At 36.7% G+C, this 24,501-nt stretch carries 22 protein-coding genes; 4 read left to right on the top strand and 18 right to left on the bottom strand.

Going from position 1 to position 24,501, the window contains the following annotated elements; genetic code table 11:
* Positions 1-44 precede the first annotated feature (44 nt).
* From IGK21_RS03350 to gloA2, 5 genes are all read right to left on the bottom strand, one after another.
* A complete protein-coding gene (locus IGK21_RS03350) occupies positions 45-2,201 on the bottom strand; it encodes a collagen-binding domain-containing protein (protein ID WP_301554819.1) in 2,157 nt (718 codons plus the stop codon).
* A gap of 286 nt (positions 2,202-2,487) precedes the next feature.
* Positions 2,488-3,051, bottom strand: a complete 564-nt coding sequence (locus IGK21_RS03345; protein ID WP_181914835.1) for a GNAT family N-acetyltransferase — start codon at positions 3,049-3,051, stop codon at positions 2,488-2,490.
* A gap of 52 nt (positions 3,052-3,103) precedes the next feature.
* On the bottom strand, positions 3,104-3,283 hold the full coding sequence (locus IGK21_RS03340; RefSeq protein WP_010738307.1) for a hypothetical protein: 180 nt from the start codon (positions 3,281-3,283) through the stop codon (positions 3,104-3,106).
* A gap of 77 nt (positions 3,284-3,360) precedes the next feature.
* Positions 3,361-3,879 carry a hypothetical protein gene (locus tag IGK21_RS03335; protein WP_010719875.1) on the bottom strand — a complete coding sequence of 173 codons (519 nt, stop codon included), beginning with the start codon at positions 3,877-3,879 and terminating at the stop codon, positions 3,361-3,363.
* A 92-nt stretch (positions 3,880-3,971) separates the two neighbouring features.
* On the bottom strand, positions 3,972-4,352 hold the full coding sequence (gene gloA2 / locus IGK21_RS03330) for an SMU1112c/YaeR family gloxylase I-like metalloprotein (RefSeq protein WP_010719876.1): 381 nt from the start codon (positions 4,350-4,352) through the stop codon (positions 3,972-3,974).
* 285 nt (positions 4,353-4,637) lie between these two features.
* Between gloA2 and pnuC the strand changes: the two genes are divergently transcribed.
* Positions 4,638-5,396, top strand: a complete 759-nt coding sequence (gene pnuC, locus IGK21_RS03325; RefSeq protein ID WP_181914834.1) for a nicotinamide riboside transporter PnuC — start codon at positions 4,638-4,640, stop codon at positions 5,394-5,396.
* A 153-nt stretch (positions 5,397-5,549) separates the two neighbouring features.
* Here pnuC and IGK21_RS03320 read toward each other — a convergent pair whose 3' ends face one another.
* The 4 genes from IGK21_RS03320 to IGK21_RS03305 form a co-directional block, all read right to left on the bottom strand.
* Positions 5,550-6,845, bottom strand: a complete 1,296-nt coding sequence (locus IGK21_RS03320; RefSeq protein ID WP_181914833.1) for a hypothetical protein — start codon at positions 6,843-6,845, stop codon at positions 5,550-5,552.
* A 90-nt stretch (positions 6,846-6,935) separates the two neighbouring features.
* The gene (gene pcp / locus IGK21_RS03315) at positions 6,936-7,580 is read right to left on the bottom strand and encodes a pyroglutamyl-peptidase I (protein WP_010738311.1); all 645 of its coding nucleotides are present in this window, start codon (positions 7,578-7,580) and stop codon (positions 6,936-6,938) included.
* A 55-nt stretch (positions 7,581-7,635) separates the two neighbouring features.
* Positions 7,636-8,580, bottom strand: coding sequence for a DUF979 domain-containing protein (locus IGK21_RS03310; RefSeq protein WP_010719880.1), 945 nt, complete (start codon positions 8,578-8,580; stop codon positions 7,636-7,638).
* A 1-nt stretch (position 8,581) separates the two neighbouring features.
* A complete protein-coding gene (locus IGK21_RS03305) occupies positions 8,582-9,268 on the bottom strand; it encodes a DUF969 domain-containing protein (protein ID WP_181914832.1) in 687 nt (228 codons plus the stop codon).
* 471 nt (positions 9,269-9,739) lie between these two features.
* On the opposite strand from IGK21_RS03305, the gene IGK21_RS03300 reads away from it, so the two are divergent.
* Complete coding sequence (locus IGK21_RS03300) at positions 9,740-10,060, top strand: DMT family transporter (protein ID WP_010719882.1); 321 nt, start codon at positions 9,740-9,742, stop codon at positions 10,058-10,060.
* Between the two features lie 162 nt (positions 10,061-10,222).
* Here the strand turns inward: IGK21_RS03300 and IGK21_RS03295 are convergent, their stop codons facing one another.
* On the bottom strand, positions 10,223-11,647 hold the full coding sequence (locus IGK21_RS03295) for a basic amino acid/polyamine antiporter (RefSeq protein ID WP_010738312.1): 1,425 nt from the start codon (positions 11,645-11,647) through the stop codon (positions 10,223-10,225).
* Between the two features lie 208 nt (positions 11,648-11,855).
* Between IGK21_RS03295 and nrdI the strand changes: the two genes are divergently transcribed.
* Positions 11,856-12,305, top strand: coding sequence for a class Ib ribonucleoside-diphosphate reductase assembly flavoprotein NrdI (gene nrdI / locus IGK21_RS03290; protein ID WP_034699770.1), 450 nt, complete (start codon positions 11,856-11,858; stop codon positions 12,303-12,305).
* A gap of 556 nt (positions 12,306-12,861) precedes the next feature.
* On the top strand, positions 12,862-13,335 hold the full coding sequence (locus IGK21_RS03285) for a hypothetical protein (protein WP_232622359.1): 474 nt from the start codon (positions 12,862-12,864) through the stop codon (positions 13,333-13,335).
* 295 nt (positions 13,336-13,630) lie between these two features.
* On the opposite strand, the gene IGK21_RS03280 is transcribed toward IGK21_RS03285, so the two are convergent.
* The 8 genes from IGK21_RS03280 to glsA all read right to left on the bottom strand — a co-directional run bounded on the left by IGK21_RS03280 (position 13,631) and on the right by glsA (position 24,496).
* Entirely contained in the window at positions 13,631-15,619 is a 1,989-nt protein-coding gene (locus tag IGK21_RS03280; RefSeq protein WP_034699767.1) for a glucose PTS transporter subunit IIA, read from the bottom strand.
* A gap of 13 nt (positions 15,620-15,632) precedes the next feature.
* Entirely contained in the window at positions 15,633-16,529 is an 897-nt protein-coding gene (gene murQ, locus IGK21_RS03275) for an N-acetylmuramic acid 6-phosphate etherase (protein ID WP_010738315.1), read from the bottom strand.
* On the bottom strand, positions 16,516-17,592 hold the full coding sequence (locus IGK21_RS03270) for a DUF871 domain-containing protein (protein ID WP_010719888.1): 1,077 nt from the start codon (positions 17,590-17,592) through the stop codon (positions 16,516-16,518). Before IGK21_RS03270 ends, murQ begins: the two co-directional genes overlap by 14 nt.
* Positions 17,593-18,033: 441 nt before the next feature.
* Positions 18,034-18,591 carry a histidine phosphatase family protein gene (locus IGK21_RS03265; RefSeq protein ID WP_010738316.1) on the bottom strand — a complete coding sequence of 186 codons (558 nt, stop codon included), beginning with the start codon at positions 18,589-18,591 and terminating at the stop codon, positions 18,034-18,036.
* Between the two features lie 86 nt (positions 18,592-18,677).
* The gene (locus IGK21_RS03260) at positions 18,678-20,174 is read right to left on the bottom strand and encodes an Lsa family ABC-F type ribosomal protection protein (protein WP_034699765.1); all 1,497 of its coding nucleotides are present in this window, start codon (positions 20,172-20,174) and stop codon (positions 18,678-18,680) included.
* Between the two features lie 349 nt (positions 20,175-20,523).
* Entirely contained in the window at positions 20,524-21,645 is a 1,122-nt protein-coding gene (locus IGK21_RS03255; RefSeq protein WP_034866328.1) for a glycerate kinase family protein, read from the bottom strand.
* A gap of 213 nt (positions 21,646-21,858) precedes the next feature.
* The gene (locus IGK21_RS03250; RefSeq protein ID WP_034866326.1) at positions 21,859-23,307 is read right to left on the bottom strand and encodes a hypothetical protein; all 1,449 of its coding nucleotides are present in this window, start codon (positions 23,305-23,307) and stop codon (positions 21,859-21,861) included.
* Between the two features lie 262 nt (positions 23,308-23,569).
* Positions 23,570-24,496, bottom strand: coding sequence for a glutaminase A (gene glsA, locus IGK21_RS03245; protein WP_034699759.1), 927 nt, complete (start codon positions 24,494-24,496; stop codon positions 23,570-23,572).
* Between the last annotated feature and the right edge of the window lie 5 nt (positions 24,497-24,501).

Below are 24,501 nucleotides of genomic sequence, written 5' to 3'. Positions count from 1 at the left end.
TAGTTGGCTCAGTCAAACACTTGATGAGCCTTTATTTATTCTTCTTATTTATGCTTCTTTCTTCTCATAAATCCCACAATAACAACTAACACAATAATCATTCCACCAACAATTGCTAACCATTTATTGGAAGCACTATTTGTTTTTGGCAAAACTTGCGAATCTTGATCTTGAAAATCCATTGACCGCGATTCATCGGTTACGTTAGTTGTTTCATTTGTAGAACTGTTAAACTCATTTCTATCTAAATCAGTACCCTTCCCTTGTTGTGGGATGGTGCTATTCATTCCATTTGATTGATTAGTTTTATCATTATTATTAGGATACACCTGATTGGTATCCTCTCCGCTCATACTTGGATCAATATGAAATGGAGTTGGCGTGTCAGTATCACTATTACCATTTGTTGGGTTAGTACTACCGTCACTGCTTGTTGTGTCCGTACTGCTGTCACTGCTTGTCGTATCGGTATCACTGTCACCACTTGTTGGGTTAGTGCTACTGTCACTGCTTGTCATATCCGTACTACTATCACTGCTTGTGGTATCTGTACTGCTATCACTGCTTGTTGTGTCGGTACTGCTATCACTACTTGTCGTATCCGTACTGCTGTCACTGCTTGTCGTATCCGTACTGCTATCACTGCTTGTGGTATCAGTATCACTGTCACCACTTGTTGGGTTAGTGCTACTGTCACTGCTTGTCGTGTCCGTACTGCTGTCACTGCTTGTTGTATCCGTACTGCTGTCACTGCTTGTCGTATCCGTACTACTATCACTGCTTGTCGTGTCCGTACTGCTATCACTGCTTGTCGTGTCCGTACTGCTATCACTGCTTGTGGTATCTGTACTGCTATCACTGCTTGTTGTGTCGGTACTGCTGTCACTGCTTGTGGTATCTGTACTGCTATCACTGCTTGTGGTATCTGTACTGCTATCACTGCTTGTTGTGTCGGTACTGCTGTCACTGCTTGTCGTGTCGGTACTGCTGTCACTGCTTGTCGTGTCCGTACTGCTGTCACTGCTTGTTGTGTCCGTACTGCTGTCACTGCTTGTCGTGTCCGTACTGCTGTCACTGCTTGTCGTGTCCGTACTGCTGTCACTGCTTGTCGTGTCCGTACTGCTGTCACTGCTTGTCGTGTCCGTACTGCTGTCACTGCTTGTCGTGTCCGTACTGCTATCGCTTGATCCAGAATTATCTGGATTATCAGCAAGGAAAATTTCGTTAGGGTCCCAACGATTGGTTGCTGCATTTAGCGTAACATTTTTTCCGATGATTGTTCCATCCATATTTTGATTGGCTGTGACATCTGCTCGTGGCGCAATAATGGTACCTTGAAAAGGTGCATTTATCGCCAAGTTCGTTACATTACTTGGAAAATTCCATGAAATATTTGCGTCAGAAAAATCTTCCGTTTCATGATTTGCTCGATTATTGTAATGAATTTGTGACTGGATCGTGAAATCAGTTGGTGCATTGATGACATTCATAACCAAAATTTTATTTTCAGAATTTACAATATTCAGTGGTGTATTCATTGATAACACTGAAGCATCCACATTGATGATTACAACATCTGAACTTCCCATTCCTGTTACATCAATCGTTCGATTATTCATATCAGGAAAATCACTTGAAAGATAGGTTTTAGCAGGAGTAATCGACATCAAACTTTCCGAAGCTCCTTCTAATTTTGCAAATTCCGTGTCAAAATCAATATAAGTATTCCCAGGTCGATCTTGATAAAGTTCTGAAGCAGATAAATGGTCGATCCTTGAGCCATTCACCACTGCCCGATCATTTTCGATCCCTGTACTAATTGAAGAACCTACAACAAATTTATTTACTCGGTTACTATCTCCCGAAGTAAAGGATGAGCCAATCAAAGAATCAGTTGCTTGAACATAGTTGATTTCTAGTTGGAGGTCACCCGTGATGATATCTGTCCCAAAATTATTGTTTGCATCTAGCTCTTTTGTTGCAACATTACCATTTGTATGCGCGTTTATCGTCGTTTTTTCTTTTGCGAATATATGGAATTGAGAAGCAATCCCTAATATTCCATAATCACCAGTTAAATCATCATAGATGCTACCAGAATCTTGAGGCGTATAAGTTTCCGCTATTGCAGGTAGAGCAACAAAGAGATTTAAAAATAATAGCATAACACCAAATATATTCCCAATTTTACTTCTTAACATTTCAACGGTCCTTTCCTGTCTCCAAGCCCAGTGACGAGCGATAGAGCATATTTTAATACTTAAAAAAAGACCCGTCATTACAGAATAATTGAAAATAAATGAAAAATATTTTCATAAAATAGAGATTATAACAACTATCATTTAATATATACAACTGACAATTATGAAAACAAAACAAAAAAAGAGTGAAAAACCTTGTTTTCACTCAACATTTTATCAAATAATAGTTACAACAATTTAAATGTCTTTATTAAAAAATAATAAGTTTGGTTTAATTAAGAAACCATTAAATTTCCTTTTGCATGTGATCATAGAGATGATCACTGATTTTCCTTTTGCCTACTACTTTAAATCCGTGACGTTCATACAATCTTTTGGCGTTAGGATTTTGTTCATCTACACTTAAACCAATAACATTTCGCCCAGTTTTTTTAGCTAATTTAGGTAAAGCTTCAAGTAAGTGTGAACCTATTCCTTGTCCTCTAAAAGCTTCCGAAACGGAAATGGAATCCAAATACCATTCTTTAGGAAATGTTTCTTGATCTACAAATAATTGTTCCTTATCTGTAATTCCATGTTTTTCTAAAATTACTTCTAAGGGTTTATCGATAAATGGCTCTTCTTCATCTGTGTAGCCAAATGCTACACCAGCTATCTTGCCATCAATTTCTTCAACAATCCCTCTTGTATAACTGTAACGATAATCGGGATCCATAATGGCTTCTTCTAAGATTTCAATTGTTTTTTCTTTCCCATACTTTTGTAAAAAAGGTAATTCCATATCATTTAAAATAACTAAAATAAGCGGAGCAATCGCTTGCGCATCCTCTTTTTTTGCAAAACGAATCATTTCATTCTCTCCTTTTTTTCATTCTATCACTGAAAAATAAAGATCAAAAGAGTTATTTTAAATAATCCTCGATTTTTTGGGTAACAAAATAACCATGTGAAACGATGCGAGCAGCTTCTGTCCGGCAATAAGGACAAACGATCGGCATTTCTTTATCAACATGTTCAACTACATTGTTGACTTCTTCATAAGTAAACTTTTTCCCGCAATTTGGGCATTTCATCTTTTCCATAGCAATGACTTCCTTTCTTTTTTACACATTTAGCTTACTCTTATATTGTAAAAAAGAAAAATGATAGCTATTGATTTTTAGGCACGAATCAACAAAACAGATTCTTCATTATCCTCTGCTAATTTGATCTCATAGTATAATTTGTCGCTTTTCATTAGCAAAACCCAACTTCTTACTTTAGCATTGCGCTTTCCACTTTGTTTAACAGCTTCTTTCATTGCCTTTTGAGGAGATTTGCTTGAGTAGATCTTTTTGATGTCAAAGAATGGTTGGTTTTCAGCTAATTTACTCGAACGAACAGCTGGCTTTCCGGTTGTAGGATTGACAACAAGCGTTTGTTCAGAATCTACGAAAAGATATTGAAAGGTATTGTTTGTTTGTTGTTGGACATCCTCTTTTGGTACAAACTGAACCATTTGAACTTTTGTTTTATTTGTTTCTTTTTTAAAGATTCCCACTGCTTTTTTCAGTGAGATTTGATATTCTTGTTCACTAATATCATCATAACGAAACGTAGCAGTCAATAATCCTAACGAAGCCGTTAGCCCAATAAGTATGAGAATAGCTGACCCAAATAAAATTTTTTTCATCTTCATCAGTGTCTCCCTTTTCCTTTTTTTACTAGCATACCAAGATTTTTTATTAAAAAAAATCGAATGACAGAAAGAAAAAGTGACAATTTTGTTACTTATTCATGTAATTCTAACGGCAAGCCATCTGGATCAAAGAAAAAAGTCATTTTTTTCCCAGTAAATGTATCGATTCGAATTGGCTCAGTTTCGATCCCTTTTAAACGAAGCTCTTCAATGACAGATTCAATCTGTTCCACTTTAAAAGCCAGATGTCTTAATCCACATGCTTCTGGATAACTTGGACGTTTAGGCGCATTAGCTACCCCGAATATTTCTAATTCAGCTGTTCCAAGCTTTAAATCTAATTTATAATCTTCTCTTTCCGCGCGATAATTTTCACGGATTACTTCAAAGCCTAACTTATCAACGTAAAATTCCCGTGATTTTTGATAGTCAGATACAATAATTGCGACATGATGGATAGCAGATAAATTCATTTTTTTACTCCTTTAATCTTTTATTCTTTTTCATATTTTAACATTTTCTTTGGTCAAAAGTTTTTTATAAAGAAAAAAATGGAAAGTTCACCTACGTCGGTTGACTTCCCATTCTTTCATCAATTCAATGTAAAGTTTTCATGTTTCCAGAAAACAAAGCAAAAAGTATCATAACACATATTATTTTAAATTGAAAGACTAGAAATATTTTTTGAAAGTAATACAATAGGTTGTGTCAACAAATCGAACACATACTATATTTAGTGTTTAAAGGAGCTTTTATCAATGATAAATTATTTTCGCTTTTTAGCACACCAACTCAAAGGTTGGCCTCAACAAAATTACTATCTTTTCTTTTTTAGTCTTGGGTGTCAGATTATGACCCTTGTGAATAGCCCTATTACTTGGTTAGCGGTGATCACTTTTATCGGTACTACACTTGGTGTCTTGTGTATCTTATCAATCAATGCAGCGAAATCTGTTAATGGTATTTTAGGAATTTTATCAGCTATTTGTTTCATCATCGTTGGTTTTTCTGCTAAAAATTACTTGAGTATCGGCGAACAAATCGCCTATATGATCACCTTAGATATCCCTGTTTTATTAAGTAAAGAATGGAATCATAATATGGCAGCAAAAATCCGTAAGTTCAATGGAAAAACATGGTTAGTTGCAATTTTTGCTACGATCTTGGTTTATGCTATTTCAGGTTTCTTGATTGGGTGCTTAACAGACGATCCACGTCCTTGGATCGATGCTATTGCCTTTTCAATCAGTTTGACAGCTGGTGTGATCAGTTTCTTGCGTTACAATAACCAATATTATTGGTGGTTGGCTTCAGGATTAGCACAGATGGTTCTGTGGTACATCTCATTTAGACATGGTTCAGCTAGTTTAGCTATGTTTGTCAATAGTTCCGTTTACCTATTGAATGATGTCTTGGCTTTCACAGTTTCTCCTTGGTATAACCAAAAAGAACGTGAACGAATGCTAAAAATGGAAAAAGAATATGATCAAGAGCATGAAAAGAGTGTGCTGATTTAAGACCGTGCCATGATCATTTTGATCTGAATATAATCGACAGACTTCTGGTAAAGCATGTTTCGATGTTCCCTTTTTCTTGGTACTTATCTAAATAAGCTAGCTGCCGCCAACAATTGATTGGTGGTAGCTAGCTTATTTTTACCCTATCGACTTTCACAATAGTCTTTTTAATAATTGCTTAGTTTTTGAATTTTCTGTTTGCAAAACTTTTTCTAATTGTTGGAAATATTGTAACGCATGTTGTTGTTCTTTCGATAAGGAATAGTCATTTTCATTTAGTTCTGTTAAAATGGTCATCACTTTTTTCGTTTTCAACTCAACAGCAATTTTATCCCATACTTCCTCGGTGACTACCTTTTTCTGTGACACATTTTCGTTGGCTATCACTGTTTGCTTCATTTCTTTTTCTTTTCGTAAGACCTTCAAGAAACCATTTCTCATGACTCTAGGAATACTATCAAAGAAGCCTTCTGTGAAACCATAACGACAATATTGCTGCCAGATGAAAAGATACACCTCGGATTGGATAAATCGCTGCTTGCGTGCATATTCGGTCATTTTACTCTGTTGTTCTGGAGTTTGTTGGCGTCCAGTTGCTCTTAATTGCTGGATGAATGTTTCAAAGAAGGTCAATGATAGTTGTTCACCCCCGTCAACAGCGATCAACGCCCAGTCTTTTTGCAAAAAAGTTCGGTAATTCGTTAAAAAAGTCTCGACATCTTTCACTAATTCTTCTGAAAAATCTTCAAATAGTTCTTTCTTCCCACGAATTTTTTTAGGGGTTTCCTCTAATTGCGTTGCAATACGTGAGATCTCTTGTTTCAGCGCTTGATAATCAGCAAGATAAATTGGCATATCTGCTTCACGAAAATCCACAACCCTGGCAACTAGTTTTTGATCAGGCAAATAGGGATTTTTTAATTTTCGATTTTGGTAGAGCATAAAACAATATTCTTGCCATAAATCTTCTGGAAACGCCACGTTTTGCTGTTTCAGCCACAATAATTCGTCTAGTGCTAAATCGACTTTAGTCATCCCTTGATTGATAGATGTTGCGATTTGCGGGCTTACGTGTAAATGTTCAGCAAAGTGATTGATCCCTAAAGAAAGGCTCTTACCGGTCTTTGGTGAATGAACGATATATTGCACTTTTAATTCACGACCGCATTCGCAATATAATTTTTGTTGTCGCCGTTTGGTACGAAAAAAAGGATTGATTTTAAAATCGGAAAAGACCCAATCAGTCGCTGCTAAATAATTTTCTTCTATAAATTGGGAATTGATCAAGTAGCGTCGATGTTGATCAACTAATTGACGTTGTTTCGTCGTCAACTTTTCATAGATTTCCCAACGCTGATTACTTGTATACTGTTTTGATATCTTAATTGGATAGACTTGATTGATTTCTTTGGGATACCATTCTTTAAATACCTTTTGCCAGTCGTTCATTACTTATGTTTCCTTTCAAAAAAAGAATCGACTGGTCTGATTCGACCAGTCGACACAATGATTTGTTTTTCACTACATTATTTGTAAAAATTAGTGAGTTGTTCCTGCATTGCCAGCAATGTCATGATCATTTGTTACGGCTGCTTCTACTGCATAAGTCAAAGAAGCGGCAATATCATCTAATGACATTGATGGTGTGCCTACTGGACGATCAATCACTTGATCAGGTGAAAATGGCACATGGATAAATCCGCCACGAATCGTTGGGAATTTTGTCTCAATCAAGTGAAGCAAACGATACATGATGTCGTTGCAAACAAAGGTACCAGCTGTATACGAAATGTAAGCAGGTAATCCATGTTCATGGACATTTTTTGTCATTGCTTTAATCGGTAAAGAAGTGAAATAAGCAGCTGGTCCATCTGGTTCTAACGCTGTATCAAAAGGTTGGTTTCCTTCGTTGTCAGCAATTCTAGCTTCTGCTAAATTGATTGCTACTCGTTCGAATGAAACAGCTGAACGTCCACCAGCTTGTCCAACACAGATGACGATTTCCGGTTGATGTTCTTCGATTGCTTTTTCCACAACTTGGCTGCTTTTAGCAAAAACCGTTGGGACTTCCACTTTGATAATTTGTGCTCCAGCAATTTCATCAGGCATTTTTTTCACTGCTTCATAAGCAGGATTCACTTTATCTCCACCAAATGGATCAAAACCAGTTACTAGTACTTTCATTTTACATTCCTCCATTATTCTCAATATAAACTAACTATTATTATAGAGTTTTTTCTTATTTAAATAAAATCATATAAACGATTTGGAACACTAACATGAAGATCGCTACGAATAATTGGTTCTTGATCACGCCGTATTTGTCTTTCATCTCTAACATTGCCACAGGCACGACATTGAAGTTTGCAGCCATCGGTGTTAACAAGGTTCCACAGAACCCACAGGTCAGAGCAACCATTCCCACTAGTGCTGGATTTGCGCCGTGACTGAATACAAACGGTGCACCGATCCCTACAGTCATTACCGTAATCGCTGCAAAGGCGTTCCCCATGATCACCGTGAAGATAACCATACCCAATGCATAGATTATAATACCGACATTCACATTACCTTCGGGAACGATTTGCCCGACTGCATTAGAAATAACTGTCCCTACTCCTGCACTTGTAAAAACCGCTCCTAATGATGCCAAGAGCATTGGTAACATACTTAAAGGTCCTACTGTTCCTAGCATATCCGCAGCATCATCTAAGAAAGTAGTTGGTCGATTGTCTCGTGAGAAGAACATCATGATCACCATCGCGGCAAAAACACCGACACCAACACCAACTAATGCGCCAAGCTTAGTAAAGAGTGCGAACAAGATTGCAAAGATCCCAATACTCAATGCCGGAATAAAGATTTTCATTCCTAATTTATCAGACATTTTTTCCATGTATTGTTTAGAAGGTAAGCGACTTTCTCCTTTGCTGACTTTCTTTGCAATCGCTGGAACTGTCATGGCAAAAATCAAAAGACCGTTGACGATCGCAGGTAACCATCTTCCACCAGCAATTACGATTCCTAATACTGTCCAGAAAAAAGCAGAACCGTATCGATGAGGATTCGTTTTATCGTTAATATTTCTGATTCCTGTATAAATCAGAACTAACCCCATGATGATATATAATATTTCTAATAATTTATCCCCTAATAAAATTTCAGGATCTGTAAAAAAGCTCATATTATTGCCCCTTTCCTGAATAATATTTTTTCGCTAATTTTTTCTCTCTTAAGTAGAAATAAATACTTGCAACAATCAGTGCAACGATAGCAACTGGTACTTCAACCAAAGCAAGTTGTCCTAGTGTCACTTCATAACCCAGACCTTTTAAAGTCGATTGAACTAACAACGCACCTGCTCCACCAACGAATAATACTTGACCAAAGAACCAACAAATATTTTCCATCGCAGAAGACATGCCTTTTAATTCTTCCTCATGTTGTGGATCAATTTCCAGGCCTTTTGATTCGACTGTTCCTAAAGCCATTGGCATGATGATTGGGCGAACAAAACCGGCAACTCCACCAAAGCTGACATTGAACGCTGCAAAGATCATACGGAAGACCCCATAGATATCAATGATCATCCCAGCTGATACTTTCTTAAAGCGCTTAATAAGCGAAGCTGCTGATTCTTTCAAACCATTACGTTCCAGTGTACCTGTTGCCAACATAATAATGATAAAAATAGCCATTCCTCGATTATTGACAAAACTTGTTCCTAAAGTTTCTAACATTCCTTCAATTCCTAAACCGCCTGTCAATGCGGTGACAATCAGTGCGACCATTACGATCAAAATTGAATCTAATTTTAGTGCAAAACCGATAATGACGATCAAGACACCTAAAAGACTAAGATAGTTCTCCATTTGACTTCCTCCTTAAAATTACAAGATATTTTTTTATTATAAATCAAAAAGCCATGAAAATATAGATAAAATCCAATTATCTCATTGTATTTTTTAAAAATTCAGTCAATTCAATAAAAAAATTAGAAAAATCACTTACGATTGAAACAACTCGTTTACAGTTCAAATTTATTGAGATCTTATTTTTGTTAACTAACAAATGAACAAAAAACAAACAAAAACGTGCTTCATTATCTAAAATAACACTTTAGCGTAGGTGTTTTCCTCCAAAAAACGACTTCTAAATCGAATGGCCGATTCAAATTGGTTCACGTTTTAGCTTATCACTACCCTTATTTTTTATTCTGTGTTATCCTTTCAATTAACAAAATAATGACACAACTATCGCCGGGTAGTATTAAGAGGATAAGCATTCCATTAGGTCTTTGGAGGAATGCTACTCCTCTTTTTTGTGTAAATGGAGTGATTAATATGGCATGGTTTGAATTAATCTTAGCGGGAATCTTGGAAGTTTTTTGGTCTACGATGATGAAATGGAGTGATGGTTTTTCTAAATTGAATTATTCTTTCTACACAGTCATTGGCATGATCGCCAGCTTTTATCTCTTATCAAAGGCGATCAAACAGTTACCAATGAGTTTATCCTATCCTATTTGGACCGGAATCGGTGCCGTTGGTTCAGTGATCATTGGTGTCGTCTTGTTTCATGATAAACTGACATTAGCCACTTGGTTTTTCGTTGGCTTATTATTGATTAGTCTTGTCGGAATCAAAATAACCAGTGGACATTGATCCTACATTATCAGGAATGGTTAATCAGACCAAAACAATAGTAGGTGCATGAACACATCAAAAAAAGCCAGATAACCGGTTTTGCTAACGATTCTTTTATTAGAATCATGAATTACCGTTTATTTGGCTTTTTTAATGACTTAATTTAACATATTTGTGTATTTAAACATGTAAAACGCCTGTAGCAAATAGAATCATTGCTGTTAGTCCGATCATTGTGACACCGACTAATAAAAATTTATCTAAGTGAAGATGAGGGATTGGCTCATTTTGTTCTTTCCGGGCTCTTAAATAAAAGAAGATCCCAGGTAAGAAGAGTACTAACACTAACATCACTTCATTGAAAGCAACCACGAGCATTGCCCAGACTTGAAATGCACTGGCTAAAAAGCCAATAAAGAATTGCCCCCATTCTTTTCTTTGATAAGATAGTTTCATCTGATAAAGACCTAAGAATAACCAAGTAAAGAATATCGCTGCTGTCCCAAGTGTGTAAGCAAAATTATACGCACTATCCGTGAACAATAAAGAAAGTAAGAAAACATTAGTACAAATCGTCGTTAAGACAATAGCATATGTTGGCGCACCTTTTTTATTGACTTGACCCCAGCGTTTCGGTAATAAGTTAGCATCTGCCATATTCCTCATGGTTTCAATCGGTAAAATCGTCCAAGATAACCAGACACCGACAAGCGAAATGATCAAACCACCGTTGATCAAGATTGCTCCCCATTTTCCTACCATCATTTCAAACACATAGCCCATCGCTGGCTGTGTTTGGATTCCTTGCAATTCTTTCATTGACATTGTCCCATAAGGTAACATCGAAACTAAAACATAAATGATGATTAAACCAAAAATACCAAGGATCGTTGCTTTCCCTACATCTGATTTTTTCTTTGCACGAGAACCAACCACAGAAGCTCCTTCGATCCCAACAAACACCCATAACATCACCATGATACAGCTCAATATCTGACTAGAAAATGGCACGGGCTGGCCATTCGCACTCAATATGATATCACTAGAAAAATTATCGATAAATTGTTGCAGTGAAAAGGTACTGATTGCTACAACAATAAATAAAAATAGTGGGACAAGTTTACAGATCGTTACAATAGCGTTCACATAACTTGCATTTTCGACCCCACGATTGACTAGCCAAGCATATCCCCATAAAAACAAAGTGCTCATAACGATCGAAGCGATATTCTGACCTCCGTCGAATACTGGGAAAAAGTAACCTAAAGCACTCATTAGCAACGTAGCAAAGGCTACGTTCCCCAACCAACAAGTAAGCCAATAACCCCAACCACTGATAAATCCAGCAAAACGTCCGAAACCAGCTTCTGCATAGCTGAAAATACCACCTTCCAGCTCTGGACGTTTTTTATTGATATTATTGATTGATAACGAGAGCATCAACATAGCTGTTCCAACTAGCACCCAACTAAAAATAGCTGGGGCACCAGCCGATCCGGAGATGTCCGTCATAATACCAAATACGCCACCTCCTATCGCTGACCCAATCACTAAGGCCGCTAGTGGAAACAACCCTATTCCTTTGTTCTGTTGCTCTGTATCCATTTTAAGCATCCTCCAAAATAAACCGCTTTTACCAAAAGTATAACAAATCTTCACCTGTTTTACTTTATTCATAAAAATTCTAATAGAAATATAATTGTAACTATTTTTTTCTAATTATACAAGAATCTTGCATATTCATTTAGGGAAAACCTTTTCCAAAAATTGATAAAAAAATGCTATACTGGAGACAAGAATTGGAGGAAATGTAATGAACATTCTATATATATCGATCTCTGGAAACACACGAGCTTTCGCTAAAAAACTTGCTGAATATGCTGCGAACCAACATGAGTTAAATCCTCAATTACCAGAAATCACGCTAAAAGAAATTCATGAAAATAGTGACTTTCAACAAGAGAGTGAACCTTTCTTAACTTTTGTACCCACTTACTTAGATGGAGGAAATGGGTTAGATAACGGTGATACAGAAATTTTAACAGAAACCATGCGTGAATATCTGGAATACGAAGACAATCATACGCTTTGTCTGGGTGTCGTAGGGAGTGGAAACAAAAATTTTAATAATCAATATTGCTTAACCGCTAAACAATACGCCAGCCGATTTGGCTTCCCTTTCCTCGCCGACTATGAATTACGGGGAACCCCAGCAGATGTTGAGCGAGTATATCAAAAGTTAGTCGAAACAGCTAACCAATAATTTCTAAAAAATTCGATCAAAACAGAGAACAGAGAGGAAACTTAGTTGGTAAGTTTCCTCTCTATTTTTCTTTTTTAGGCTTTATACTCATTCAGTAATCCGCTTATCGAATATCCTTCATCCATCACTTGCGACTATTTTACATTACAATAGAAGTAAACTGTGTCACCTCCAACACTGTGATTTATTGTGTGAACTTGTTACGAAGCTCTGGCTAAGATAAAACACTCGTCATCCACATGATGCCCCATTCATAGACTTCCGTTATAAAAAGTTATCGTATCAGATTCTAATTCTATTTCAATGGATCTCCCCTTCATTTAGATTACTTTTGTCAGAAAAATTTGTTATCAAAAACTTAAACATAGACAGTTCGAAAGAGAATCACTAGTCAAAATGGAAGAAATAAAATTCCCCATACTCTTTTTAAAGCTATTCAGTTCAAATAATCTTAATATAACCAAGCATATTGCAAACGTTAACTTAACAGAACAAAAAGGAAAAGGTATAATAAAAATAGAAATATCCAGATTTTTTATATGTTATTTTATATTTTTTGACACTAGATTATAAACAAGGTGGTGAAAAAACATTAAAAAAAAAGAAATTTCTTGTTGTGTTATTTTCAATGTTTTATTTATTATTTTTAGGTGCTTGCAAGCAAAAGAATGATCCTGTGGTTTCTTTAGAAGAAGTCGATAAAGCAGTGATTTTTGTTAAAGATGACGAAGGAAAAGAAAAAAGTTGGAAAGCTACAGACCCCAATTTTTTAAAAACATTAATAGGAAACCTTAATGTTCTGTTTAATAAATCGGATCAACATGCTCAACGTTATGATATGAAACTGACATCAAAGCAAAAAAGATGCAACTATCAAATAAAGTTTTATAAAAACAATAATGTTGTACAAGAGATTCAGATTTCAAAAGTAAATAAGGTAACTATAGACAAAGAGGAATTCATGATTGGAAAAGAGAAAGAAAACGAACTAGATAGTTTGAAAAATCATTTATTACTTGTTGCTAAATAGATAGGCGATGTTGGGACAATCATCTACCAAAAATGAAATAAGCCTGATTTTACTTTTAGTACATACCATCAAAATCGGGCTTATTTTACTATTCTAGCCACTTTGTCTTCGTGTATTTCTTCTAATTTCTCCAATTGAACTTTTAGCTTGGTTCACCAGTGATTTATCGTCTTAAATGAATCAAACTGTTTCTCTTACAATTATTTTTCCCTCTTATTAATCATAGAAAAGAGCCTGAGACCGCACTTGGTCCCAGGCTCGAATTTTCTCTATTCTTTATCTGTTTTTACTTCGTTCAATTTTTTGTAGCTTCAACAGTCATGACCTTCGCTTTGGCTTTTGTCTCACCTGTTTTTTCTAAAACGAAATTTTTTACTTTCTCCATATTGGTAATTAAAACCATCATCGAAGTTTCTTTACCGGCAGCTTTGATTGCTGCTAAATCGACTTGAGCAACAAGTGTATCGGGTGTCACCAACTGACCTTCTGTTACCTTCACCTCAAATGGTGCACCACCAAGGTCAACTGTATTGATCCCCATGTGAAGTAACACTTCTAATCCGTTAGCGGTTGTGATGCCAATCGCGTGTTTAGTGGGGAACACTGAACTGATTGTTCCACTTACTGGTGAATAAATCTGCCCATTGATTGGCTCAACAAAGTAACCTTCTCCCATCATTTTTTGAGCAAATACGGGATCACTTGCCTTTTCAAGTGATTCAACTACTCCATCAACTACAGCAGCTAATGAAATTTCACTTGTGCTGACTGCTCCTGTATTTTCCGTCATTGGTGTCATTTCAGTTGTTGTTTCTTCAGCTAATTCTTCTTTCTCCAATTGCTCTTTAGGAATACCAAAGAAGAATGTTGCTAGGAAACCACCTGCGTAAGCAGCGAGTAGCCCTAAGACATACCCTAACCATTTTCCATCTGAAATCAATGGGATCAAAGCAGCACCAGAAGGCCCGATCGCAATAGCACCTACATTTCCAATCATCCCAACAACAGCACCACCAATACCACCACCGATACAAGCGGTAATGAACGGACGTCCTAACGGCAGTGTCACACCGTAGATCAATGGTTCACCGATTCCTAAGATTCCTACGGGTAACGCACCTTTGATCATTTCAGTCAATTCTTTATCTTTTTTACAACGAACCCACAATGCTAATGCTGCTCCGACTTGTCCGGCACCAGCCATCGCCAAAATAGGTAATAATAGTGTTTTTCCTGTTTCATCAATCATTTGGACATGGATCGGTGTTAAGATTTGATGCAATCCGAACATAACCATCGGTAAGAATAGTGTCCCCAAGACAAATCCTGAAAAGGCACCACCTACACCTAATACCCAGTTGATTCCGCCAACCATTCCATCTGAGATGAAACCAGCGAGTGGCATGATGAAGAAAATTTCGACTAAGCCAATAGCAATCAATGATAATGTAGGGGTAACAATAATATCAATGGAATCTGGTACAACTTTATGCAATTTTTTTTCAACGATTGCTAATAACCAGACAGCAAAAATAACTCCTAAAATCCCACCTTGACCTGCAGCTAATGCTTCACCAGTGAATAAGTTTTTAAGTGGCGCTTCTGGATTCATGCCTGTTAATAAGACTACCGCACCGATAACTCCACCAAGAGTTGGTGTTGCACCAAAAACTTGAGCTGCATTGATCCCTGTATAAATCACTAAGAAACTGAACATACCATTTTTTAGAATGTTCATGATATCAATGTATTGTTGCCAAGTTGCTGCATCTAATGTACCCGCTGTCACTAAGTTTGCTAGTACCGCAGCAATCCCTGCCACAATCCCAGTACCGACAAATGCTGGGATCATAGGGACGAAAATGTTCGAAATATCTTTCAAGATTGATTTGATTTTTGATGGTTTTTGTTTATTTTTTTGAGCAGCTTTCATCGCTTGCGCTCTCTCATTTACCAAATCTTTTCCTGAGGCTGACGACTTATCAGAAGTTCTATTTCCTGAAGAAATCTGTTCTCCTAATTTTACACCTGCTTGATCTACCATCGTTTGTGCTACTTTGTTCACTTTACCAGGACCGATGATCACTTGCAGTTGTTCGTCCTCAACAACGCCTAATACACCAGGTATCGCTTTCAATTTTGCAACATCGACAAGCTCATCATTAATGATCTTCATTCGAACACGGGTCATGCAGTGGACAATGCTTTCGACATTGCCCATTCCGCCTACACCAGCATAGATCCGCGTTGCTAGTTCTTCTAAAGTCAATTCATTTTTAGCCATTGGTTCTTCCCCCTCATAAGGTTCCCTTTACAAAGCCGTTTGCTTCAACTAATTTTTCTTCTGCTGTCGCTTTATCACTATTGGTTAAAATCATCACGATCGCTAATTTCACATTTTTATCTGCTTCATTAAAATACTTCTCAGCGGTTTGATAGTCAACCTCTGTTGCTTGCATAATGATTCGTTTTGAACGCTCAATCAATTTTTCGTTGGTCGGTTTCACATCGACCATCAAGTTATTGAACACTTTGCCAATCCCGATCATACTAATTGTTGAGATCATATTCAAAATCAATTTTTGTGCTGTACCAGATTTTAGACGAGTTGAACCGGTTAGAAACTCAGGTCCTGCATCAACTTCGATCGGATAATCGGCATGTTGACTGATTTCAGCATTTTTATTACAAGAAATTGTAGCAGTAGTCGCTCCGATTGTACGAGCATAATCTAAACCGCCAATCACATACGGTGTACGACCACTTGCGGCAATCCCGATGACCATATCATTTTCAGTTAATCCTAAGTTTACTAAATCTTCTTTCCCTAACTCTAAAGAGTCTTCTGCTCCTTCAACCGCAACTGTCATGGCTGCTTCACCACCAGCAATCAAGCCAATGACCATCTCAGGTTCTACACCAAATGTTGGTACACACTCTGCAGCATCTAGCACACCTAAACGGCCACTTGTACCGGCACCCATGTAGATCAATCGACCACCTTGTTGGAAAGATTTAATCGTCTGTTGGATCACTGGTTCGATGCTAGCCAATTCTTTTGAAACGGCTTCGGCTACTTTATGATCTTCTTGGTTCATTAGCTGAACTGCTTGGGTAACACTCATTTCATCAAGTCCAAATGTTTGTTGATTTCGTCGCTCTGTTGTTAGATTTTCTAAATTAATTTGCTTCATTTGTTTTTCCTTCTCTTCTAATTATTTTAAAATTTACCCCTGCACGGATTTGCTCAAGTAGCGGTAACTCGGCTTCGCTTATTTGAGCGACCCGATTCACTTTTTCATCTGCTGGTAAATCCTTTTTAGTAATTTGAATTTCCCCCATGTAACGAAGATATCGTTCATTATCTAAAGTAATCGTTCCTTTTGCTCGTTCTTTCGTATCACGAGGAGGAATTTGAGGGATGTTTCTAAACCGTGCATCTGCACTGCGGATAACATCTCTTGCCTCATCTTGCCGATTCATATGGTTTCCTAAAATATACTCGTAAAACTGGGCATCAATTACTTCAGCATGTAGTAAAATTGTTTGTTCTCTTTGATACATGGCAAATTGTTCTTGAACTTCTTCTGAAAGTCCGCCATCACCGATATAAATCAAATCTGTATCGCATGACATCAAATCTAGCGCAGCAGCTAAAGGATGGACATGTCGATGACTTTCTAAAGTAGGTAAACCTTGATATAACGGACCACGTAAGGCTTCGTCGCCTGCCACAAAACCTTGGATTGTAAAGCCTTGTTCTTTTAGCCAATGATTTTTTTCTTGATACCATTTCCGATCTAATCCGGTTTCGGGACGCGGATAGTAATTATGCCATGCTTCAAGTTGAGAAAAATCTGCATTAGCGACTTGTAATTCTGTGACATCTTGTGGAGTGATCGTGCTGGCGTTTAAACTGATTTTGATTTGATGGCTCCAATTCGCAATTTGTTCATTTGAAAGATGATAATCCATTCGTAACCCAGTAACGCCAATCTTTTTTAATGGCTCTAAATCTGCCATCGAAAACCCAGCATGTTTTAAAGCATCTCCAGAAATATCTACCATTAGATCCAATTGATTTTCTTTGGCACATTCGCCTAGTTCTGTTAACCGTTTTTTATATAAACTAGCATCATCTTCAGGAATATGCATAGAAGTAAATATCCCATCAAACCCATTCTTTGCCATCTTTTGGATATAAGCTTTTTTTTCTATCGTTAAAGCTTCATTCATAAAGATCGAAAAACCAAACATCTGTCTCCCCCTCACGCGATGTATCCGTATTCATTTCTATGAACAGAGTATACCTCTTGTGAAATAAAATTTCAACATTTTTATAAAAATAAATTAATTTTATTTCTAAAAGCGTTTTCGTTGATTGATAATGATAGGCGATTTCAAAGATTAATGGCTAATTATATAACTAAAGAAAGAACAACACACCGACTAAAAAGTGTTTCATGCGCTGAATGACAGAACAAAAATACGCATCAATCATTGGTTCATTCTGACCTCTATTTGATTTTATACAACTCATCAGTCCTTATTGACAAAAAGCCACGTAAATAAACGGAAGAATGACAAAAATAGCAAAAACTATTTTTGTCATTCTTCCGCTTATCGGTTTCAGAAATCAACTATTTTTTTGATTCATGATACGAATGTTTGACTCCGCTGCTACCCGCCAAAAATGAGTTAAGACTTTATAGTGTTCAGCTCATGTTTACTGGGAAAAGTAACTAATTCCGTATTTTCAACAAAAAAATCAAAGAATGTCTCATTTGGCATAGGATGGAAATAAGCGTTCATGATACGAATCAACGCATTATGACAAACTAATAGGTAGACATTCTCTTCATCAGCAAGACATTCTTCGATCAATGGAACAACTCGAGCATAAACATCTAACACTGATTCACCATTTGGAAAACGCACCGCAAATTCTTGTCGTGCTTCTTGAAAGATTGTTTCATGACTTGGCATCCCGTCGTATTCCCCAAAATCCATTTCGATTAATCGTTCATCTACTTCCATTGGCAAGTGAAGTTTATCGGCAACGGCTTGCGCTGTATCTTTTGCACGTTGTAAAGGGGAATGGATAATCTTCGTGACTGGGATTTGTAATTCTGAAACTTTTTCAGCCAATTTCTCCGCTTGTTTTTGCCCTTTTTCTGTTAATGGGGCATCCGCTCTCCCGCAGACCCGTTCTGCTGCATTCCAAGTTGTCTCGCCATGTCTAGTTACATATAACATTATTCAACGCTCCTTTGTTTGTTCTGGCTCGATTGTAACATAACTAATGAGCAAAACAAGTTTCACTACTTATTGATGACAATGAGTTATTTGAGTGAAATGAGTCGATCAGCTATTTTATTTAAGAAGACTTGGTCATGATCCACAACCAACATTGCAGGTTTAAACGATAAAATCAGTTGCTCCAACTGGACTTGATTGAAGACATCTAAATAGTTCAACGGTTCATCCCAAATATATAATTCCGCTTCTTGAGAAAGTGACTTGGCTAGTTCAACTTTTTTGCGTTGCCCCATACTCATCTGTTCAATTCGGTTATGAAAGACTTCTCTTTCCATCCCTAACTTGCGGAGATTATTTAAAAATGTTTGATAATCAACTTTTTGCTTTTCTGCAAATTCACTGAGCGTACCGCGATTATCTTCATAATTCTGACGCACGTAACTGATCGTTAGTTGATTAGGCTTATGGATCGTACCTGCAGTTATTCCATCAAAATCGTCTAAAAGATAATGGATGATCGTAGATTTCCCTATACCGTTTGCCCCTGTCAACGCCACACATTCGTTTTGGTCGATCGTAAAATTAACGGGCGAAAAAAGCAGCTGTTGATACCCCAACTGTAAATTCTCCACAGTCAGCAATCGTTTATGATGTGTTTTTTTGACATTCATTGTCAAAGGCTCTACATATTCGATATCCTTCAATAATTTTTCTTTTTCCCCGATTTGCGTTTCCATCCGATTCACGATTGCTTTCGAGCGTTTCATCGTTCGAGCGGCATCCGCACCAATTGCACCACGATTCACTCTACGATTTTCAGTATCGATAAACCCAACGCTTTTTTTCGTCTTATCTCCCTCACGAGATCGGGACCACTCTGCTTTTTCTGCTGCAGTTTTCTTCAAGCGCGTGACTTCTTTTTTGATTTTTTCATTTTGGGCAATCTCAAACTCATTTTTTAACTGCTTTTGCTCTTCATATACTGAAAAGTTCCCCTGATACAGTTCTAATTGGCTTTTTTCAATGGCTAATACATGATCGACCACTTCATCGATAAATCCGCGATCATGGCTGATCACGATAAATCCTTGATTTTTTTTCTGCAAGTAATTAGCTACTTGTTTTCTTCCGACTAAATCCAAATGATTCGTCGGCTCATCGATCAAAGGAAAATGCTGATCATCAACAAAAAGCAGTGCTAAGAGTACTTTTGTTTTTTCACCACCAGACAGTGTGTGAAATGGTCGCCACAAAATCTCTGGGTCAGTTTCCATTAATTGTAGTTCTCTTTCGATTTCCCAAAGTTCGACATCAGCTATCTCATTCAACGCATCATAAGTAAATTGTGCTTCTTCTCCAATTTCTTGAGGGAAATAGTTAAATTCTTGCTGATGGATAATCTGTCCTTGATAAGGTAGTTTATCTTGTAAAATGTTCAATAATGTCGTTTTTCCACGTCCATTCCGACCGATCAATCCTAATTTCCAAGTGGTATCAAAATTCAACGTCGCTTGATCAAATAAGGGTAGCACTTGATTGTCATAACCAAAAGTTAAATTTTTAATTTCTATCTTCGACATTTATATCCTCCTATAAAAAAGACCAGTCCTATTTTCAGAACTGGTCGCCAAAGAAGGGATACAAAAAGAGACCCCACCAATGAAAACTCGCCAATTCTGAAAATCTGCCTGCTACTTTTTAATGAGTAAGTGTTTTTTACATTATTTTCTGCACAAGAAAATTTCAACGGACAATCGTTAGACCGTTTCTCTTCACTCAAACATCGTGCTTAATGTAATTTATGCACTTTTCTCATTAATAAAATAGCCTTAATGCAGCTTTCAATCATTGACTTAGTTTTTCAATGGCAAGATCCCTCACTTCGTTTTATTTGTCATTAGGTTAACATAATTATTTTTAAACTGTCAACTAAGATAAATCATCTTCCACTAATCGGCTGAGATTATGTGTCATAATCGCTACTTTTTCGAGGGTTTCTTGACGATTTAAGGCTTTTTTCAATTCAATCGGTCCTAGCTGGATACTAAAAACACTTGGCAGAAATTCATCTAATCGTCCAAGATTTTTTTCGCGACTGCCACATAACGCAATGACTTTTTTCCCATGTTTCTTTGCCAGTTTAGCTACACCATATGGTACTTTCCCATTGATCGTCTGCTGATCGATTCGTCCCTCACCTGTGATCACGAGATCTGCTTGTTTGATGGCTTCTTCTAAACCAATCAGTTGAGCAACAAGTGAAAAACCAGAAACCATTTTACCACCGACAAGCAATAACGCTCCACCGATTCCACCAGCAGCCCCACTTCCAGAAACAGCATTTAAATCAATATTAGTCGTTTGTTTTATCTGTTCGGTTAAATTCGTTGCCTGTTTGTCAAGAAATGCTAAAGTTGTTTTTGTACCACCTTTTTGCTTACCGTAAATTTGAGCTGCTCCTTGTGGGCCACTGTAAAAACTTGTCACATCAGCAGCAACTAGCAATTGAACCTTTTTGAATTTTTCACGGCTTTTGCCCCACTCGATTCGTTTCGTCGTCAGCAGTGGATTTCCCTCTGTAGCCCCAACTAACTTGGCTCCTAGCGACTGCAACAGACCTAAGCCACCATCTGAACAGCCACTCCCACCTAATGTGACAATCACCTGATCAACCTCTTGTGTCAAAGCATCTTTCAAAAGTTCTCCCAAGCCAAAGCTAGAAGCTGATCGAATCGTTTGATCAGTTGGCTCCTTTAATAAATCAAGACCGATTACTTCAGTTGATTCAATCACTGCCAGGCGTTTTCCCGCATAAACCGTGAGTAAATATCTGCAACTTACTTTTCGAAAAAGCAGATCTACCCCTTCGATTACCCGCCATTGACCACCTAAAGCATGATAGATCGCCTCTGCTGTTCCTTCTCCTCCATCAGCAATCGGGCGATTGATTTTTTCTCCTTTTTTTGAAAACCAGCCGTTCAAAGCTGCTTGATTTAATTCAAACGATGAGGCACTTCCTTTAAATGAATCAATGGCTGCTAAGATCGTCATTGTCGTTCCTCCTCTGTACGTTGCTCTCATTACTAGTAAGACATGTTTCTCTTTTTTTGACAACCAATACAAGTTGAAAATTTGCAAAAAACAATACTCGGATGGAACTTAGAAACCATTGATGTTGTTTTCTAAAAACAGAAAAGTGACGTTCAAGAATTCACTTCCTTCTTGAACGCCCACTTTCGATTATTGCTATTTGATTCTTGCTGTTTATAAGTGCTTTTTATTTGAAACAACCGACCATGTGGTATTAAGATGCTCATATTTCCTGTTCAAAGAAATTGGTATCACCCTCGTGTTTTCAGTGTCAAATCCACATTGATATACAGTATAATCACAATACACGATTCTGTGCGTAAAATACAAGCATTCATCTGGTAATTCTTCTAACGAATGATAAATCATTGGATTCAATTCAGTATATTCATTCATTTCGGACATGAGTAGTTCACGATAAAAAATTTGCTTTACAACACTAGGAGCCACAATGAAAATTTCAGTAGGTTGTTCTTCTTTTTCGTCTGTAATCAATGTCATACTTTTGACAAATTTTCTGATCAAGTTGTGATTCCATCTTACTTTTGGATAGTATGTTTCCTTCCAATCATTGAGAATAACTATGATATCCTCATACAGTTTTTTTTCTGCAGTAGTTAATAAATAGATTTGATCAGGGAGAAATACTTGACCATCTGCCCAGATCGTACGAATAAACTGTAAAAATGATTTTTTTAAAATAAAATCATTTTTACAATTTTTGTCAATTCTAGTTACAATTTTTTCGATTAGCTCATGGAGACAAGGCGTGTTTTCAATGAAACTGGTATAAACAACTTCAAAATCTTTTTTCAATAATTCCATATTTTCGTTCGTATAATTTCGTGTGTTAAATAACGAAAAAATATAATACACGTCTTCTTCTTGTATATCTAAATGTTCTTTTTGTTCAGCTAACCCTTGGCTAACAATATGAAATAAAGGCTTTTTTTCAGCTGACTTTTTATCTTCTTCATCAAAATAAAGAGGATATTCTTTACGTCCAATCGCTATTTCAATTCCTCGAACAATCAAAAATCTATCTTCCTCAGAATATCTTCGTTTGAAAAAATGTGTTTCGACAAAATCAATCAATTGGTGACAAGCATCTATTACTTGATGATTTTTATTTTCATACCCTTCCCAATTAATGTATCTCACTAAGGAAAGTAAAAGATTTCGCACGTCAAATTCAGGAATGATAATTTGTTTATTTCTTAAATAGGAATTAGCTTTAAAGAAATCTAAGACTGTCTTTTTGATCGTATAAACTTTACTTAAAGAGATAAACTCAAGATCTGATAATTCCGTACTAGTGAATTGCCCTCTAAAATAATAACTTAAAAATTTTAAAAAATACGATTGTCCATATAAAAACTGTGTTAACTCTGATAATTCAATACCATGTTTAAATATGACTCTATAGATATGCTTTTCTCGCTTAATGTCTTCGATACAATATTCTAAACATTCGGTGATACTTTCAAGATCGTGTAACACAGTAGGCATTGTCACACCTAACATTTTGGCAATATATTCGATATCTATTTCTTGAAATTCAAATAATTGCTCACAAAGATAGACTTTTCTCGAAATATTCCGCTCAATGTAATTTTCCAACATGCCTTTTTCGCTCCTCTAATTTATATATATACTTATTTAAACATATTACTTAAAACCCATTTTTTTTATTTCCTTAAAAGGAAAACGTTTACAAAAACAAAATAAAAAAGTCTGAGCTGGGAAAAAGCTTCTTCCCAGCCCGAACAAACCAATCATTAACTATAAATAAATGACAGTGAAGCATTTTTTGCATCGAGTAAAAAAGATTCAACTAAGGAGGAATCTGTCTTTCATCATTCTGCTTAATACTTTCTCGCTAATTTTAGTCAAAAATATCAACATCGAGTTTTTCGACAACATCTTTTAAAAGTTGGATTCCGGCTGCGCTATTACCAAAAGCATCTAATGCTGGGCTGAAAACACCCATGCCATAATAATTAGGAACAGCTACCATTAGGCCCCCACCGACACCACTTTTAGCTGGAACACCGACATGAACAGAAAATTCCCCTGATTCATCGTACAATCCTGCAGTTGTCATAATTGATTTGACAATCGTTGCGCTTTCTTCTGTAATGATTTGTTGTCCACTCCAAGGAGCAATACCTTTATTCGCTAAGACAGCGCCTAACTTGGCAATCCCTTTAGCAGTCACATTTACTGAACATTGTTTAAAATACACATCGAGGATTTCTGATACATCTCCGTCGATCATTTGATTACCTTTCATGTAATAAGCCAAGGAGCGATTAATATCCCCAGTTCTTGATTCAGAACGATAGATTTCTTCGTTCAATGTAATTTGAGGATCATCACAAATTTCTTTCATAAAAGCTAAAATACGATTGAATTTGTCCTCTGGATCTTTTCCGGCAATCAAAGAAGTGGTTGCAATCGCACCAGCATTCACAAATGGATTCATTGGATGATGACGATGATTGAGTTCCATATTCAAAATCGAGTTAAAAGCAAAACCTGTTGGTTCTGTATTGATCGTTTGAAAGACTTTATCGATGCCATTATCTTGGATGGCTAATAATAATACGGGTACTTTTGACATGCTTTCAATCGCAAAACGAACTTGCGAATCACCCGCTTCGATTAATTGATTTTTCTTCAAATCATAAATTGCCATTCCTAATTGTTCCGGATTTACTTGCGCAAGCGCTGGGATATAATCTGCTACATGTCCTGTTTGATAGTAGTGGAAATTTTTCCCAATCAATTGTTCTAATTCTTTGACATCCATTTTAA

This window comes from Enterococcus sp. DIV1421a (genome assembly GCF_051711025.1).
In the GTDB taxonomy this organism is placed as follows: domain Bacteria; phylum Bacillota; class Bacilli; order Lactobacillales; family Enterococcaceae; genus Enterococcus_B; species Enterococcus_B hirae.
The sequence above is the reverse complement of the archived record's forward strand: the minus strand, read 5'-3'. Positions and strand labels throughout refer to the sequence as shown.

What these genes read in the sequence shown, in the direction of transcription:
- IGK21_RS03350 (WP_301554819.1), bottom strand. Translation starts at nt 2,201, where the DNA reads ATGTTAAGAAGTAAAATTGGGAATATATTTGGTGTTATGCTATTATTT.
- IGK21_RS03345 (WP_181914835.1), bottom strand. Translation starts at nt 3,051, where the DNA reads ATGATTCGTTTTGCAAAAAAAGAGGATGCGCAAGCGATTGCTCCGCTT.
- IGK21_RS03340 (WP_010738307.1), bottom strand. Translation starts at nt 3,283, where the DNA reads ATGGAAAAGATGAAATGCCCAAATTGCGGGAAAAAGTTTACTTATGAA.
- IGK21_RS03335 (WP_010719875.1), bottom strand. Translation starts at nt 3,879, where the DNA reads ATGAAGATGAAAAAAATTTTATTTGGGTCAGCTATTCTCATACTTATT.
- gloA2 (WP_010719876.1), bottom strand. Translation starts at nt 4,352, where the DNA reads ATGAATTTATCTGCTATCCATCATGTCGCAATTATTGTATCTGACTAT.
- pnuC (WP_181914834.1), top strand. Translation starts at nt 4,638, where the DNA reads ATGATAAATTATTTTCGCTTTTTAGCACACCAACTCAAAGGTTGGCCT.
- IGK21_RS03320 (WP_181914833.1), bottom strand. Translation starts at nt 6,845, where the DNA reads ATGAACGACTGGCAAAAGGTATTTAAAGAATGGTATCCCAAAGAAATC.
- pcp (WP_010738311.1), bottom strand. Translation starts at nt 7,580, where the DNA reads ATGAAAGTACTAGTAACTGGTTTTGATCCATTTGGTGGAGATAAAGTG.
- IGK21_RS03310 (WP_010719880.1), bottom strand. Translation starts at nt 8,580, where the DNA reads ATGAGCTTTTTTACAGATCCTGAAATTTTATTAGGGGATAAATTATTA.
- IGK21_RS03305 (WP_181914832.1), bottom strand. Translation starts at nt 9,268, where the DNA reads ATGGAGAACTATCTTAGTCTTTTAGGTGTCTTGATCGTCATTATCGGT.
- IGK21_RS03300 (WP_010719882.1), top strand. Translation starts at nt 9,740, where the DNA reads ATGGCATGGTTTGAATTAATCTTAGCGGGAATCTTGGAAGTTTTTTGG.
- IGK21_RS03295 (WP_010738312.1), bottom strand. Translation starts at nt 11,647, where the DNA reads ATGGATACAGAGCAACAGAACAAAGGAATAGGGTTGTTTCCACTAGCG.
- nrdI (WP_034699770.1), top strand. Translation starts at nt 11,856, where the DNA reads ATGAACATTCTATATATATCGATCTCTGGAAACACACGAGCTTTCGCT.
- IGK21_RS03280 (WP_034699767.1), bottom strand. Translation starts at nt 15,619, where the DNA reads ATGGCTAAAAATGAATTGACTTTAGAAGAACTAGCAACGCGGATCTAT.
- murQ (WP_010738315.1), bottom strand. Translation starts at nt 16,529, where the DNA reads ATGAAGCAAATTAATTTAGAAAATCTAACAACAGAGCGACGAAATCAA.
- IGK21_RS03270 (WP_010719888.1), bottom strand. Translation starts at nt 17,592, where the DNA reads ATGTTTGGTTTTTCGATCTTTATGAATGAAGCTTTAACGATAGAAAAA.
- IGK21_RS03265 (WP_010738316.1), bottom strand. Translation starts at nt 18,591, where the DNA reads ATGTTATATGTAACTAGACATGGCGAGACAACTTGGAATGCAGCAGAA.
- IGK21_RS03260 (WP_034699765.1), bottom strand. Translation starts at nt 20,174, where the DNA reads ATGTCGAAGATAGAAATTAAAAATTTAACTTTTGGTTATGACAATCAA.
- IGK21_RS03255 (WP_034866328.1), bottom strand. Translation starts at nt 21,645, where the DNA reads ATGACGATCTTAGCAGCCATTGATTCATTTAAAGGAAGTGCCTCATCG.
- IGK21_RS03250 (WP_034866326.1), bottom strand. Translation starts at nt 23,307, where the DNA reads ATGTTGGAAAATTACATTGAGCGGAATATTTCGAGAAAAGTCTATCTT.
- glsA (WP_034699759.1), bottom strand. Translation starts at nt 24,496, where the DNA reads ATGGATGTCAAAGAATTAGAACAATTGATTGGGAAAAATTTCCACTAC.